Consider the following 15,233-nt stretch of genomic DNA (forward strand, 5'->3'; position numbering starts at 1 on the left):
GTCACGCGTACGCGCTCCGTGGCGGCAGGGGACGGAGCATCGTCGCAGGCTGGTCGCGGCTGGCGCCGGGTGTCACTACTGCCGACACTCGGGGCAATGCGCGTGAGGTCGGCGAGTTCGGGTCTGAACCCTCGATGGCCACGTATACCCGCAGGGGCAGCGCCAGGTGACTTTGCGCCCGGATCCGATGGTGACCTGGGTGGGAGAGAGGGCGTTTGCGGGGTCCCACTGTGCGGCGAGATCGGGGCGCAGAGTCGCCAGGTCGTTCTCGCCGGGGATGGGAAGTTTCCCGGCGCAGTAGGGGCAGCCGCACCCGGATGTCCGGTTCTTGATGGTCGCCGGCCACGAGTGATGGCGGTCGCAGATCCACGAAACCTTCTCGTGAGATGAGACGGTGAATTGATCTGGGGAGCCGTTGTTGCGGGGATCCCATTGTGCGGCGATATCGGGCCGCAGTGCCGCGAGGTCGGTGGCGCCCGGGATGGCGACGCGGCCGGAGCATGAGGGGCAACCTGAGCCGGCATGTCTGTTGGCGACGGTCGCTGGCCAGGTGTGGTTGTCTGCGCAGCGCCACTGGGCCTCGTAGGAGCTGCTGACGGTCACTTCGGACGGCGTACGGTCGTTCGCCCCTGGGGTGTGGTCCCACTCTGAAGCCACGCGGGGGTCGAGAGTTCCCAAGTCGTTGAATCCTGCGAGGACGACGCGATTCGCGCACACGGGGCATCCCGTCTTGTCTTTCGTGCGTCCCCAGACGGGGAGCTCCCACATGTGACCGAGCGCGCAACGCCACGTCGCGGGGTAGTCTGAACCCGCGGTGATCTCGCACGGAGTCTTGGAGTTCGCGTGGTCCCATTGTTCGGCGAGTTCAGGGTGGGTGGTGGCGAGGTCGTTGAAACCGGCGAGGGTGCGTTGATTGGAGCAGTACGGGCACCCCTGGCCTGAGCTGCGGGCGCCGATAGCCGCGTCCCAGCTATGGTCGCAGGGGCCGTGCCACCAGGCGACACGTTCGGATCCGGGGGCGACTGTCTCCGGGGTGATGGTGCTGTCGTTGCGTTGGTAATCCCACTCTGCTGCAAGGCCTGGATGAAGTGTGGCTAAGTCTGTTTCGCCCGGTATCGCCCGGCTTCCGGCGCAATAGGGGCAGCCGCTTTCTAATGTGGTGCGGGAGCGCACCTGAGCTGGCCAGGTGTGCTTCCGAGCCGTGCATCGCCAGTTGATCTTCCGTGCGGAGGTCGGCGCGGACTCTTTCAATTCGAGGTCTCGGATCGATGCAAGGCTCTGCGCCATGAGTTCTCTGGAGGGCCACTCCAGTTGGGAGATCTTGTCGGCGAATCGAGGGGAAGCCCAATGGCTGTGAGCGCCGTCATGAAAACTATCGATTCGATAGTCATCGCTGACAGGGAGTGGAGAGTCTTCTGCACGCGCATCGAAGTGGAGCATGAGCGCTTCGTTGATATTGCGCTTTTCCAGAATCTCACCATGACGGGACATGTCCAGAGCCTTGTAGGAAGCGCGGCCGTCTTCCCACACCAGCACCTCATCACGTGTCCACCCCAAAACAGTGCCGAACATCAGTAGATCATCGGGAGCGACAACAGCGATATCGGCGACACAAGTCGCCGCGGCGGCGAGATCCTCCAGCGGCACTGAGCAACTTGTCACATACAAGGACGAAGCAGAAATTCCATGACGCGCGAGGCCACCCTCCGCGCTCAGAGAACTGAGGGACTGCGGCGAAAGAGCAGACGAGGGCAACCCGATCGGCGTTGCGTAAAAATCTCCGTGCGCTGCGCGGAGGTTCCATAGGAGCGCCAGATCGTCCAGGGAACCCGGGGAGCATACAACGACGATGTTGGGGCCGGCGTCGTACCGAGCGAACTGGGTTTTGGGGAGAATTGGTTGCGCGGACCGGATCTGGGAGCTCGCCGTGGACGCGTATGAGAGGGTCCACATCGACAACCGCCGTGGCGTGATCGTGGGAGTACGTGGCCACGTTCGCGTCAATAGGTCCTCAAGCGACCCGGTGGTTTCAACTCGACGCACATCTACGAAGTCGTCGAAAGTGAGATCCGGTACCCAATTGCCGTGCCTCACGATGTTTGGATCGATGTGGTCGGGCAAGGAGCCGAGGCACGCAAGATAGATCAACCGCCAGGGGTCATCAGCGCCCAGAGTAACGATTTCGAGAGGCGGGACGTCGTTCGAGCCACCGTAGGCGAGCAGCCCGACCGCAAGTTGGTACCGGGAGAGGTCGCGCTGAGCCGCGAGATCCAGAGTGGTGTCGAAAGCCATGGTGTGGTCGTACGCCGCACCGTGAACCGAGTCGATCTGAGAACCACGTAGCCGGTTGCGATAAAGATCTGAGATATTGCCAGCGCTGTCGAGCGGCACCACGACATGGGATGCGCCGCCCCAAAGCTGACACTCGCGCTCGACAAATCCGGTGAACGACTCGGTATCGCCGCTCGCAAGAGGCACAGCTACTCGCCGCGGACGTGTACTCAGTCGTGTTGCATGGGGACCATTGAGGCGCTCGCTGTCAAGAAAGTGCGGCATCTCAGAATGATGGCATGTTCTCGTTGCCCAAATCTCGAAGCCTCCAGATGGGCCAGCCTTCGATCACTGTTCGCCGTTCTGTTGAGAGTTGTTGAGCGAGGTGGTCGGCCTCTTCGGTCTCGCCGAGTAGGAGTGCGCAAGCGACCTCGAACTCGAGCGACTGGTCATCGCCGTGTCGCGTGAGCCGGCGTTTCATTTCACGGATGGATCTCCGGTCCGCGGCGGTAAGAGAGTTCGTCCGCCACAGAATTTGATATCGATTGAGATGGTGCCGCTCAAGATCATCCCCCTGTTCGATCAGCCAGTCGTTCAGGGCCGCTGCTGCTTCAAGGAGCGCATCCCGTCTAGGCGCAGACCGATCGGCGGCCGAGAGAAGAGCCACAACACGGAGGTTTGCGAGCTGGGTAGTCCGCGGCTGGTCAGCAAGCGCTTCATAGGCGGAAACGATTGCGTCCAGCCGCAGATTCAGCACGGTATCCAGGTACTCGTCCTCGACAGTGTCGTACACCGTCACCGGCACATGATTCTCACCCGGGTCATCCTCGTCTGCATATCGGTAGACATGAGGCGCCGACGGGTCGAACGGGTCCAGCAGCTTCCATCGCCCCTCGGCCGATCCGGGCACCAAGAGGAACATGAGATGCCACTGACCGACGGCGGCGACGAAGCGGCTCGTCTCGCCTGCGGTGTTGATTGGTTCCTCACCCTCGATCAGCGATCGGTAGAAGTTCATCAACTCGCGCAACTGCGTATTACTAACCAGATCGAAGTCGATGAGAGTCGTGTCGACATCGAGGCGCGAGAAGAGCACGTCCAGTCGCCGCATGAATTGCAGTTGCTTATTGAGGGAGTCGTCGTCCGCTGTATCTTCCATCTCATAGGTGGATTCGCGGCCACCGATCTCGATGATTCTCGATCGCTTCAGCGAGGAGAAGAACTCGATCGCCCGAAGCTGGTCGGCGAAGCTTCCCTTAAGCGTGAGAGTGAAAGAGCTGGATTGCCCCGACGTGTCAGATCGCAGGCGCATCGTTAATCCGCCCGGAAAGGTGAGCTCTGCCGTGGTCGCGTCGAGCCGACGGACTGGGTACTCGTCAAACGTGATACCGCCACAAGTGATCGGCATAGTAGAGACTCGTCGCGTATATTCCGGCGGGAAGATCTGCAATCGGCCGCTGAGAGGTACCGACATGCCGGCGGCGGTCGTCATCTCGAGCGCAACATCGAGCTGACCGGGATCGAGGGTCATTGGCGAATCGAAATCAAGAGAAGTCGCCGAGTGCACGGTCAACGTCTGCATCTGCTCGAAAAGCGTGGGATCGAAACCCATCGCAGCGTTCTGCTTCCTGGTTTTCAGCGCCAACGCGAGTATCGGTTCGATCCGATCAGGGCTGTGCGGCAGCCTCGTTAAAGGAACCGGTACGTTCACGTGCGAAGAGTCCGCGTTCGACAACAGCCCTTCGATGCCGAACGGCGACAGCACCGCGTAGTATGCCGTCTCGCGAAGCGTTGTCGGATGAATCGCCACCACGAAATACAGGACTCCGGAATCGTTCTGAAAGGCAAGGAGATCGGTGCGCGAGATAGAGAAAGTACGAAGCGTGCCCTTCGCAGTACGTCCCTTCACCTGCACGGTGACCCGCCCCCGCCACGCCTCCTTGCTACGTCCCAGCCCGTCATAGACGTCGATGTGACCGTCGGTGAACGGGGTCTTGTCGTTCGACGCGATCTGGGCGGCAAGGTGGGGGCAGCGTGCGATCATCCGTGTGATCTTCGCCACGGCTAAGAGCTCCACATCCGCCACGTGACCCATCCTCACAGGTCACAGGTCCCGCTGGGTTTCCAGACGCGCCGACGAATGTCATAGGAGATGACGCATGAAGACTCGCAGCGGTCCCACGTCTTGATCGATGTTGGATCTCTTCGTTAGCCACCGACGAGGGTGACCCGAGGTCGCAGTCCGCTCCGTCGCAGCTCGGCCATCACAAGTCACCCCGATGGGCGCAAGGTCGCGAACGACCCTGGCGAGGCGGACAGCGCCCCGTTGACACAGGCCGCTCGATTCAGAGGCCCGACCCATCATTGCCGCAACTAGCAAGGAGACGCCCTCGAAGTTGAGACCATAGCGAGCGGCGCCACCCGCCCCAAGCTCAAGTACCGCAGCCGCGCTGTGCGGCGATGAATCGTGGCCGGTGCCACAGCAGCCCCCACTGGAGTCGGCGTCATCGTCGTCAGAGCGAGGCGTCGTCTAGGCTCAGCGTCGATTCGTCCATGGTCTTCGGATAAGCCGCGGATACTTCTGTTCGCTGTTTGCGCTTCTGACCCCTCTTCGAGAGTCTTGCCCTGTGAATCTCTTCGCGTCTGACTGGCAACCCCTCGTAGCTGTCGTAGTGTCGCTGTTCGGTCTGATCGCGACTTTTTACACGGCATTCGGTTCGACTGCGCGACGCCTCCGCAGTGATCTCTCCACGGACGTCAAGCTCGTCGCCGAGCTCGATGGCACCGTGAAAGAGGACCTTCAAAGGAGCATTACGGATCGTTCATACCGCCTCGTGGCGGCAACTCGGTACCCGAGTGACGTGGTACGAGGCTGAGCTCGGTGTCTTGATGGTTCCGGTGCTGTGGTTCCTTCTCAGCCTGCCCGGTCAAGTGCGCGCACTCGCTGAGGAGGATGAAGTTTCGTTCGAGTTGTCGGGCGCCGGCCAGGTGCTGGTCGTCGTTGTGGCCGTGGTGACGTACTCCGCTGCTGTGCGCTCATGGTCCCGTCGCGCAGCGGCGCGCGTCGTTTACGCCTACGAGCGACTCGGCGACGAGGAGGCGCGTGCAGTTGTCCGACTGCTTGCGTTCCCGGCGAACCTGGTGCCGTACGGCTTCTTCTTGGTCCTCGCTGCCGGCGTGCTTCTTAACGTGATTCCCCGGGAGGCGTCGGAAGCCGAAGTGACTTTGCCCGAGATAGCCTCAAGCTCCACACGGTTCGTCTCAGGAACGATCGTTCACGGCTCTTCGTCCCGACATCCAGGGAGGGACGCCGTTACCGCTCCCGAAAGCTGGTTCTGCCAGGCCTCTTAGATTGCAGGAACTTTTGAGGCTAATGCGGGATGTCAGTCAAGCTGTCATAAAGGTGGATCGCTTTTGGAGCACCCGTCCCGACCGGTTCAGGTTGGTGTTTCCACATGTCCGTAACGAGTGTGTTGAGTAGAGGTGCTTCGATGGTGTCGATGACGACCGTTGAATGCAGAGCAGTCTTCATTATGAGTGTCTGCGCAATCTGAGACACTTCGCTGTCCTCGGGTAGCTGGTGACCGAAAACAATCATGGCATCTGAAGCGAGCGGCATCGCCACGTAAGTCCGAGCTAACGTCCCCTCAGGGTGCAGGGTGATCGCGTGGATCCCGGCGTCACCCAATAGCATCGGCCCAACGTAGAAGACCTGTTGGAACCGAGGAAGAAGTTGCGCCGCGATCCCAAGCATCTGGAGACGCAAGGCCTTCAGAGACTCTCTATCCATCGATGTGGCCAACTGATCCAGCGAGTCGGACGCCGCGCTGCCTCCCCAGTTCGCTGGGTCCGGCACCATCATGATGTTGCCGCCTGGCAACGCGTTTTGTTCAACCGCGGACCCCCTCAACGCGGGGTAGCGGTCATGCACGAGAGTCGCGTACTCCCTCACCGCATTCCAGTCGCGGTCCGTAGGGCTCGAGCTTCGGTCAAGTAGCCGCTCGAGGGTCTTGCTGAATCTATTCTCAATGCGTCCGTAAGCAGCTTCGATCGAAGGGTCGTTGAGGCCGCGCTCAGCGGCGACCGCCCTACCGACATCGAGAAGCTGCGGTTCGTTCTTACCGCGTTGCAGCACCGAGACCCGATTGTTGGTCGCCCACCGACGCATATGCGTCCGAGCGATGTAGTGGTCAGCCGGTGCTCTAGCCGTCGTGGGACACGGAACCGGTTTTTGTTGAGCACTATCGGGAATATCGCACCACCCATCGACACCCACTTAGTCTCTCACGGTGTCGACGAAGGCCCTGAGGCGCTGGTCCTCGAAGCCATCCCAGCCGATGAAGGCGGAAGCCTCTTTCCTTGCAGTGTCGTCCATGTGCCTGTATACGGCCGCCAGTTGGGCGTCGGTGCCGTCGAAGAGCGCGGCGCGCGCGACAGAGTCGTTGAGCATGGTCAGGAACGCCGGCTCGGCCCGTGCCGAGTAGTAGAGGGCAAAGTTCGTGTACGCGCCGAGCTTGTCATTTCCGTCTTTTCCGGCGTTAGCGATACCGCGGTAGACATCGAACTCGACCAATAGATTCGTGAGGTCTGAAGGTTGGCCGGCGCCGATCAGGTCGAAAAGATGGGCGGCTGTCGGCTTGGCTGCCTCGATCACACCGCTCCGGACACCTTCTGCGTCAGTCAGTAGCTCGGCTCTAGCGACCATGACTTCGGCCTTTCGCAACAGTGACTTCCAGTAGCCACCGTACGTACTGACGGGAGCGAGGCGGGCCAAAACCGCCAAGTCATCCCACCGCTTCTCCCGCACCAGGACAGCGCCGAGGGCATAGAGGTGCATCAGTACTTCCTTGTGGCCGAGCGGGAACCGGCGCGGGTGGGTGGCCATTTCTTCGTCGACCGCCTCGTAGATAGCTTGGTAACCATGGATCGCTCGGGAGAAGACCGTACCTGCTGAATAGCGTGCTGTGAGCGCGGCGATGATATTGAGTCGGTCGAGCTGATCACCGAGTTCAGACGCAGCAGCCCTAGCGTCCTTCCCCGAGGCCGAATCGGCCAGGGTGACGGCATCGCCGATCGTCTTTCGAAGAAGTAGGTCGAGCCCGACTTCGTCGGAGCGGCGGATCAGCTCGGTGACCGCCGCGCCGAAAGACTCAGCGGGCATCTCCACATTCACGTTCACGAAGCCGCCCGGCTCGAAGGCTGGGGTAGCGACGCGGATCGTCTCGAAGATGTCTCGTCGCCATTCCTCTTTGCGCACCGCGACGATGCGCTCGATTATGCCGCGTGCGTCGTGCTGATTCCAGCGAACGCTGGAGGTGCCACGACGCACGAACACATCGCAGGCGCGCCAGATGGTCTTGTTCGCGTACTCGCCATCCTTCGGCATGATCCGCATCCCGTCGCGATTCGGGCCTACACCGATCAAGAAAAAGTCGTTGGACTCGATGCGGTGGAGGGCTGCGCTGAAGTCGATGGGCTCGCCGAGCACAGCCGCGACTTTGGATCGGATCTTCTGCTCATCGAAGTCGCGGACAGCTCGTGGTGCAAACAAGCCACTCGGCGCCCCGTGGTCGTCGGCGCCCACGACGATGTAGCCACCGTCTGGTAGGGATTCCATCGCAGCAATGTCTTTGCAAAGTTCGATGAGGTCAGACTTTTGACTAGGGTCCCACTCCGCCTTGAAGTCGAGATCGTCTGATTCTGCGCCGCGCGCGAGTAGCCCTCGCACACGATCTAGGTCAACGCTCATCGCCATGGAGGAACAGTACCGCTGCATGGGCAGCGGGTCTGTTCTGCAACCGCCGATTCGAGTCAAGCGGCTCGCGATAGCTCATCTGCGTCTGTCTCGGACGCAGCTGCCTGCCCGAGCTTGACCACGCCCTAAACGACCGTTTCCGGCGGTGCAGGCCGGAACTCGGACGCTAGGAATCACGGGGCGACTTTGGTCGCACCAGGAGTTTCAGCACACGCTCGGCATTGTTCCGGGGCTCGCCCCATCCGAAGGTCGCCACCATCGCTAGGAACACTTTCAGGCAGTAGCGAGCGCTGACGGCGGCGGTCAGCGCGACTACTGATGCGGGCGGGGCGGCGTCGAGGAGCTGCGAGAGGTAGTCAGGCACCGTGTCTCCGAACTGGCGCTAGCGCCCCGTCGCCCGGCGCCGGTCAGGAAAGACAGGTCAACTAGGGCTTCTGGTGGGCGGACTAATCCGCAAGCTGCGATCGAGTCAGCGGACATCTTGCACCGCCCCACGGGGAGGACGGGAGATGACGGCGCGAGCGCAGACCACCTGGGGAGAGACAGGGTGCCGGTCCCGCCGGCTTGGGGCCTCTCCGCCGATGAGACAGGATGCCGGTTCCCGCCGGCTTGGGATCTCATCGATACCCCGCTACGCGGGGTATCCCCACTGCTACGCAGTCGGGATGTTTCACCCTCCGCCGCTACGCAGCACTGGAGGGGTATTACTTCTGCATACATCCTAGATCGGCTGACGGACAACCACCAGCAACGATCGTTTTCGGCAGCCCCGTCGATAACGACGACCGAACGCACGGCGCCTCGTCGGCGCGCAGATGCTGGGTCTGGCGCGAGAACCTGGGGATCGCGTCTGGCCACGTCAGATTCGCCGGGACTCGTGCTGATCGCGTTAACGTTTGCGCCAGCCACCCGCGTTCAGGCAACCTCATCGCCATAGGGATCGTGATTTCGGAGCGGCGCCCGAAACATGGTCCCGCCGGGATAGGGATTCTTGCGCCCGTCGGTCATCGAGGATCTGAGGAGCTCAACTCACGAACGGCGGCGAGCCGTCGTTTCACCTCGGCGATTGCTTCGAGAGGCGGTCCGACACTCGCGACCCGTGAAAAAGTGGCTTACGCCGTTCGAAGCACGTGCCTTCATCGGGTCAACGGCTGACCAGCCAAGCGACGAAGCGCTCGGTCGACTCGCGCGAACGCGGTGCTGTCTGCGTAGCCCGACGAAGAACTGTGATCGCGGGGAACCCAACGCAGTTCTGAGTCCCTCGAGAACCGTCGACGAGTGATTGGTCGTGCGATCTCAGCTGGCTTCATCACCACGTCAAACGGAGACGGAGTGCCCGAGTAGACACATCGTTGTCGCCTGCTACCAGATTCGCGCTGTCCATCGTCATTCCCGGCGTGACACTCCACTTTGGATCGGAATTACTCCGATTCTGTCGCGGGTAATCCGATGTAAAGCGTCTACTCCGATCTAAAGACGCAAATCACAACGAACTTCTTGACACGGCATCCGCTCGGGTTTAACGTACAACCAAATGGTTGCACAACGAGAACTCACCGAAGCGGAGGTCGACCGTGTCTTCCACGCACTGGCCACGTCGACCCGGCGTGACATCCTGCGCCGGACGATCGAGAACGAGCAGTCGGTCTCGTCCCTCGCCGCCGAGTACGAGATGTCGTTCGCCGCAGTGCAGAAGCACGTCTCGGTGCTCGAAGCCGCGAACCTCATCGTCAAGCGCGCCGAAGGACGCGAGCGCCTCGTGCGCGCAAATCCCGAGATGATCGCCCGCGCCAAAGCGCTGCTCGCGCGCTACGAAGAGCTCTGGCGGTCGCGCATCGCCCGACTCGACGACCTGCTCGCCGACGCTTCGACAGGCTCAGCGACCCAGAAGAGCCGCACCACGCAGAACAACGAACCGACCGAACACGAACAAGGAGACTGACCATGCCTGTCACCGATGTCACGACGGATGCCAAGAACCTGACCATGACGGTCGTCGCCGATCTGGCGGCACCGATCGACCGGGTCTGGGGCGCCTACAGCGACCCGCGCCAGCTCGAGCGCTTCTGGGGTCCTCCCGGATGGCCCGCCACGTTCACCCACTGGGACCACACCGTGGGAGGCAAGGCCAACTACACGATGAACGGACCGCGCGGCGAGAAGGCCTCGGGCACGTGGGAGTTCCTCGAGATCGACGGGCCGCGTGCGTTCACCGTGCTCGACTCGTTCGCCGACGAGTCCGGAACGCCCGACCCGAACCTCCCGTCGATGCGCATGACGTTCACGTTCGAGCAGACCGCCGAGGGCACGCGCATGGTCAACACGAGCTACTTCGCTTCGGCCGAGGCGCTCGAGACTGTCGTGTCGATGGGCGCTGTCGAGGGTACGACGCTCGCGATGAGCCAGCTCGACGCCGTGCTGCAAGGCCTCCGCGACTACGCGCAGGGCAAGGGTACGAACGTCGAACTGCTCGACGACACCCACGTGCGCATCACCAGGCTCGTCGAGGGTCCGCGCGAGCTGGTCTGGCGCGCGCACAACGAACCCGAGCTGATGAAGAAGTGGCTGCTCGGACCCGACGGGTGGGAGATGACCGAGTGCGTCCTCGCCACCGAGGTCGGCCAGTCGTACCGCACCTCGTGGGCGCCGACCGGTGACACCGAGGGCGAGGCGTTCGGGTTCGAGGGGGAGTCGTTGCTGATCGACGCCCCGAAGCGATCGGTGCAGACCGAGCGGATGATCGGGATGCCGATCGAGACGCTCAACGACCTCAACCTCTACGAGGAGGACGGCGCGACCCTCATCACGCTGTACGTCGAGTACCTCGACAAGGAGACGCGCGACATGATCCTCGCCACCGGCATGGCCGACGGCATGGAGGCCTCGTACGCTCGCCTCGAGCGGGAGCTGCTGGCGGTCTGACCGTTCACGACTCCGGAGAAACCGGCCGATCCCGCACGGATCGGCCGGTTTTCTGCGATTCGGGCACGAATCTCCGGAGTTGTGAACGCCAGCACGCACCCACCCGAGAAGCCACCGTCCACCCGGGCGGGATAAAGTGGCGACACGATGAGGATCACGCGCCGCACTCTGCTTCTGGGCGCCGGGGCCGGAGCCCTTTCGGTGCTGCTCGCCTCGTGCACCCCCGAGCCCGAGCCCACGCCCACGCGCACCCCGACCCGTTCGCCCGAACCGCAGCCGACGAACGGCGTGCCGCTTCCGGCCGGCAGCATCCGCTCCACCTGGACGAGCGACCAGTACGCGTTCGGTGCCGTGAGCTTCGTGCCCGTCGGGGTCGGAGCCGAGACCCGCAGCGCCCTCGCGCGCCCGGTCGACGACCGCCTCTTCTTCGCCGGCGAGGCCACCGACGAGGAGGCCCCCGCCACGATGCGCGGAGCGATCGCCTCGGGTGAGCGCGCCGCCGACGAGCTGCGGGATGCCGCGGCCGGCGGAGAGCGCATCGCCGTGATCGGCGCGGGCCTCGCCGGCGCCACGGCGGCCGCGCGGCTCAACGACGCGGGCTTCGAGGTCACGGTTCTCGAGGCGCGCGACCGCGTCGGTGGCCGCGTGTACTCGCGGGTCGATGACGCCTGGCCGGTTCCGCCGCAGCTCGGCGCGTGGCTGTTCGGCGATGCGGATGCCGACCTCGTCGAGACTCTCGAGGCGGAGGACATCGGGGTCGTCGACCTGTCGGGCTCGCTCTGGCGCTCGCCCGACGGAGACATGGATGCCGTCGCCACCGACCCCCTGACGGCCGCGCTCGCCGCCGCTCAGGCCGCCCCCGTCGACAGCTCCGTCGCCGACGCCCTCGTCGCGGCCGGGGTCGACACCGCCGCCCCGACGATCCTCGCCCTTCTGGCGCTGCTCGCCACCACTTCGGGCGCAGAGGCCGCGAAGCTGTCGAGCTGGTTCGCGCCGCAGCTTCCTCCGGCCGAGCCCCGCGCCGCCCGCGACAGCCTGCTGCCGTTCATCGAGCACACGCTCGACGGCGTGCAGGTCGGCCTCAACCAGCCGGTCACTCGCCTCGCCTACGACGACACCGGGGTGAGCGTGCGCATGGGCACCGGCGAAGCGCTGTCGTTCGACCGCGTCGTCGTGACGGTGCCGCTCGGCGTGCTGCAGGAGCAGGGCATCGAGTTCGAGCCGCCGCTGCCGTTCGCCAACCGCGGCGCGATCTCGGCGCTCGCGATGGGCTCGATCGAGACCGTCTGGCTGCGCTGGGACGAACCGTTCTGGGATGCCGAGGAAGCGGTGTGGCACACGGTCGGCGGCGACGTCGGCATCCGCACCTGGATCAATCTGCGCCCCGCCACCGGCGAGAACGTCTTGGTGGGCATCGTCGGCGGCGACGCCGCGGCCCGGTTCGCGGAACTCGGCAAGGACGAGGCCGTCGCCCTGGCGCTCGAGGCGCTCGCGCCCTACATGCCCGAGGCCTGAACCGACGGACGCGACGGCGCGTCGCTTACGCCCCCGGATCCTGCCGGAGGCGTCGGGGCAACGGCATCCGACTGATGAGCACGAGCGCGGTCGCGACGGTCGCGAACGTCGCGAGGGCGATGCCGGAGGACACGAAGAACTCGGCCGGTCCGCTGATCTGCCGAGGGTCGAGGAAGTAGTACGGGTACCAGCCGATGATCGGGCCGCGGATCATCGTGAACCCGCCCCACGCGAGCGGATAGATCAGCGTCGCGGGGACCACCCGCCACGGAACCGCGCGATGACCGGGCGCGAGCGCCCAGGCGAGCGCCGCGCACGCCGGCAGGTAGAAGTGGAGCACTTGGTCGGACCAGGGCACGTCGATGCGGATGCCGCGCAGCCCCGCCTGCCAGACGAGGATCGCGAACACGATCCCGGCCGTGATCGTCCAGGTGAGAACGAGGGCGAGCGTGACGGTGAGCCAGCGTGGATCGCGGGCGTTGCGGAGCGCGATGATGCCGGCGATCGTGAGCAGGATCACGAACGCGACGTTCGACTGGTTGGTCAGGTACGCGAAGAAGTTCTGACTCGCGACGGTGTGCGAAGCGAGCCCCCACGCGAGTCGGTGGATGAGGGCGACCAGACACAGCGCGGCGGCGCCGAGGCGGAGCAGGCCGAAGACGGTACGCGTCTTCACCGCTGCGTCACCCGCCGTCCACTCATCCGCCGAGTCTACTTTCGGCAGGCTCTGCGGGTCGTGGGAACGCGCCTCAGCGCCGGGCGCGGGTCGTCCAGAGGGCCAGGGCGACCAGCACCGGCTGGAAGAACAGGCGTACGAATCGCTTCACGTCGGTGTCGAGGCCGAAGCCGTCGCGCTGGTGCATCCACTGCGAGACGTTGCCGGGGAACACCGCCACGAAGAACAGTGCGGCGATCGTGCCGACCCGACGGCGACGCCTGCGGGCGAGCAGCAGCGCCGAACCGAGGCCGACCTCGACGACGCCCGAGGCGAGCACCGTGACGTCGGGGTCGAGCGGCAGCGACTCGGGCACCTGCGCCTGGAACTCCCGGCGGGCGAACGTCAGGTGCGAGACGCCCGCGAAGACGAGCGAGGATCCGAGGAAGATGCGGCCAATCGTGCGCGCGGTAGTCGACATGAGGCGAGTGTACGCGGGTCAGATCAGGCGGCGGAGGGCCGCCTCGAGCGAGATGCCCTGCGCTTCGGCGCGGTCGCGCAGGCGGGCGTGCTCGTCGCCCGTGAGGGAGATGCGCAGCTCGATCGGGTCGGCGGAGGGGGTGTCGAAGTCATCGAACAGCGACGAGGTCTCGGCCCAGAGCGGGGCATCCGAAGGGGCGGTCGCGATGGGGGCGGATGCCGATGCCGATGTCTGCAGGTGGGCCGGCGCGTTTGCGGATGCCGCGATCGGGGCGGACGCCGCGACGGCGGCGCCGTCACCCGCGGCGAGCGTGAACCCGGGGCCGCGGCGCGGCTCCTGTTTCGCCTGGTAAGCCTTCGCGGCAGCGTTCGCGCGCTCATCGGCGGCCTCGTTGAGCCGGTCGCCGGCGTGCCCCTTCACCCACGAGAACTCGACGTCGCGGCCGCGGATGGCCTCGTCGATGCCTTCGAGGATGTCGCGGTTGAGCACCGGGCCGCCGTCGGACTTGCGCCAGCCCTTGCGCTTCCACCCCGGCATCCACTTCGTCACCGAGTCGATCACGTAGCGGCTGTCGCACCGGATGAGCAGCTTCTCGTCGATGCCCTCGGTCGCGCGCAGCAGCTCGAGCACCGCCTGCAGTTCGCCCTGGTTGTTGGTGCCGTGGGGAGACCCGCCCGCCGCCCAGTTGTCGTCGTCGATGTACCAGGCCCAGCCGTTGGGGCCGGGATTGCCCAGGGCGGAGCCGTCTGCGGCGGCGGTGATCGTCATCCCTCCACCGTAGCCGGGGCCGCCGACGTCGCCGGGCGGGTGGCGCGCGTCAGCGCAGGGCGCGGCGCATCCGGATCTCGCGACGCCCGTCGGCGAGGACGTCGCCCGGTTCGTCGAGGGTCGTGAACCCCGCACGTTCGTAGGCGCGCTGGGCCGCGGGGTTGTCGGGCATGACCGCGAGGTCGAGCACGGATGCTCCCGCCTCCGTCGCCCAATCGACGATGCGGTCGATCAGATCGGCGGCGAGGCCGGTGCCGCGCGCGGACGGAGCGACCCACATCGAGATCAGCTCCGTACGGGTGGGGTCGTCGGCGACCGGCATCCCGGTGATCATCCCGACGACGTGCTCGCCGTCGATCGCGAGCAGGTCGTGCGCGCCGGGGACCGACAGTCGCTCGCGCCACTTCGACTCCGGCGCTTCGATCCAGTCGGTGAGCTGCGAGCCGAAGGCCGCGGGCGACTCGCGCAGCGCTTCGAGCCGCGCGGCGCGCCACAGCATCCATTCGTCGGCCGTCACCGGCCGGACCACGATGCCATCGGATGCCGGGGAGGTCATGTCAGTCCTCGTCCGGTTCGCGGTTCTCAATCGAGACGGCCACAGGCGCCGGTGGCGCGACGGGGAACACGATCGACCCGACCTCGGCGCCGAGACCTATCGAGAACGGGTCGAGGGTCGGCGTCGTGGCGAGCGTGTCGACGCCGTCGCGCTCGAGAGGCTCGGACGGGAGCCCGGCCCACTGGTTCTCTTCTTCTTCCGGGCGGTGCTGGAAAAGTCCCATGTGCTCATTGTCCTCCCGTCGGCGCGAGTGCGCACCGATTCACGGGGGATTGATCGGATGCTGCCGCCACGGGTCTCCCGGCCGTCC

The 15,233-nt window shown here is 64.7% G+C and carries 13 protein-coding genes; 4 read left to right on the top strand and 9 right to left on the bottom strand.

Annotation, left to right across the window (positions count from 1 at the left end):
- Positions 1-75: 75 nt before the first annotated feature.
- Both ACFY9N_RS01180 and ACFY9N_RS01185 read right to left on the bottom strand, forming a co-directional pair.
- On the bottom strand, positions 76-2,556 hold the full coding sequence (locus ACFY9N_RS01180) for a zinc-ribbon domain-containing protein (protein ID WP_391476373.1): 2,481 nt from the start codon (positions 2,554-2,556) through the stop codon (positions 76-78).
- Between the two features lies 1 nt (position 2,557).
- Positions 2,558-4,357 carry a hypothetical protein gene (locus tag ACFY9N_RS01185; RefSeq protein WP_391476374.1) on the bottom strand — a complete coding sequence of 600 codons (1,800 nt, stop codon included), beginning with the start codon at positions 4,355-4,357 and terminating at the stop codon, positions 2,558-2,560.
- Between the two features lie 770 nt (positions 4,358-5,127).
- On the opposite strand from ACFY9N_RS01185, the gene ACFY9N_RS01190 reads away from it, so the two are divergent.
- A complete protein-coding gene (locus tag ACFY9N_RS01190) occupies positions 5,128-5,622 on the top strand; it encodes a hypothetical protein (RefSeq protein WP_391476376.1) in 495 nt (164 codons plus the stop codon).
- A 19-nt stretch (positions 5,623-5,641) separates the two neighbouring features.
- Here the strand turns inward: ACFY9N_RS01190 and ACFY9N_RS01195 are convergent, their stop codons facing one another.
- Together ACFY9N_RS01195 and ACFY9N_RS01200 are read right to left on the bottom strand one after the other, a co-directional pair.
- Positions 5,642-6,547, bottom strand: a complete 906-nt coding sequence (locus ACFY9N_RS01195; protein ID WP_391476377.1) for a DUF4238 domain-containing protein — start codon at positions 6,545-6,547, stop codon at positions 5,642-5,644.
- Complete coding sequence (locus ACFY9N_RS01200) at positions 6,548-8,026, bottom strand: helix-turn-helix domain-containing protein (protein ID WP_391476379.1); 1,479 nt, start codon at positions 8,024-8,026, stop codon at positions 6,548-6,550.
- Between the two features lie 1,534 nt (positions 8,027-9,560).
- On the opposite strand from ACFY9N_RS01200, the gene ACFY9N_RS01205 reads away from it, so the two are divergent.
- The 3 genes from ACFY9N_RS01205 (at position 9,561) to ACFY9N_RS01215 (ending at position 12,463) form a co-directional block, all read left to right on the top strand.
- Positions 9,561-9,968 (top strand): ArsR/SmtB family transcription factor, encoded by a 408-nt coding sequence (locus tag ACFY9N_RS01205; protein WP_391476380.1) that lies wholly within the window; start codon positions 9,561-9,563, stop codon positions 9,966-9,968.
- A 2-nt stretch (positions 9,969-9,970) separates the two neighbouring features.
- Positions 9,971-10,948, top strand: coding sequence for an SRPBCC domain-containing protein (locus ACFY9N_RS01210; RefSeq protein WP_391476381.1), 978 nt, complete (start codon positions 9,971-9,973; stop codon positions 10,946-10,948).
- 147 nt (positions 10,949-11,095) lie between these two features.
- On the top strand, positions 11,096-12,463 hold the full coding sequence (locus ACFY9N_RS01215; RefSeq protein ID WP_391476383.1) for an FAD-dependent oxidoreductase: 1,368 nt from the start codon (positions 11,096-11,098) through the stop codon (positions 12,461-12,463).
- A 25-nt stretch (positions 12,464-12,488) separates the two neighbouring features.
- On the opposite strand, the gene ACFY9N_RS01220 is transcribed toward ACFY9N_RS01215, so the two are convergent.
- From ACFY9N_RS01220 to ACFY9N_RS01240, 5 genes are all read right to left on the bottom strand, one after another.
- Positions 12,489-13,139, bottom strand: a complete 651-nt coding sequence (locus tag ACFY9N_RS01220; RefSeq protein ID WP_391476384.1) for a Pr6Pr family membrane protein — start codon at positions 13,137-13,139, stop codon at positions 12,489-12,491.
- A 73-nt stretch (positions 13,140-13,212) separates the two neighbouring features.
- A complete protein-coding gene (locus ACFY9N_RS01225; RefSeq protein WP_391476386.1) occupies positions 13,213-13,599 on the bottom strand; it encodes a DoxX family membrane protein in 387 nt (128 codons plus the stop codon).
- 18 nt (positions 13,600-13,617) lie between these two features.
- A complete protein-coding gene (locus ACFY9N_RS01230) occupies positions 13,618-14,367 on the bottom strand; it encodes a ribonuclease H (RefSeq protein WP_391476387.1) in 750 nt (249 codons plus the stop codon).
- 49 nt (positions 14,368-14,416) lie between these two features.
- Positions 14,417-14,923: a GNAT family N-acetyltransferase gene (locus tag ACFY9N_RS01235; RefSeq protein WP_391476389.1), complete on the bottom strand. Its 507-nt coding sequence runs from the start codon at positions 14,921-14,923 to the stop codon at positions 14,417-14,419.
- Between the two features lies 1 nt (position 14,924).
- Positions 14,925-15,146 carry a hypothetical protein gene (locus ACFY9N_RS01240; protein ID WP_391476390.1) on the bottom strand — a complete coding sequence of 74 codons (222 nt, stop codon included), beginning with the start codon at positions 15,144-15,146 and terminating at the stop codon, positions 14,925-14,927.
- Positions 15,147-15,233: the final 87 nt, after the last annotated feature.

The organism is Microbacterium sp. NPDC008134 (assembly GCF_042957055.1).
Taxonomy (GTDB): Bacteria; Actinomycetota; Actinomycetes; order Actinomycetales; family Microbacteriaceae; genus Microbacterium.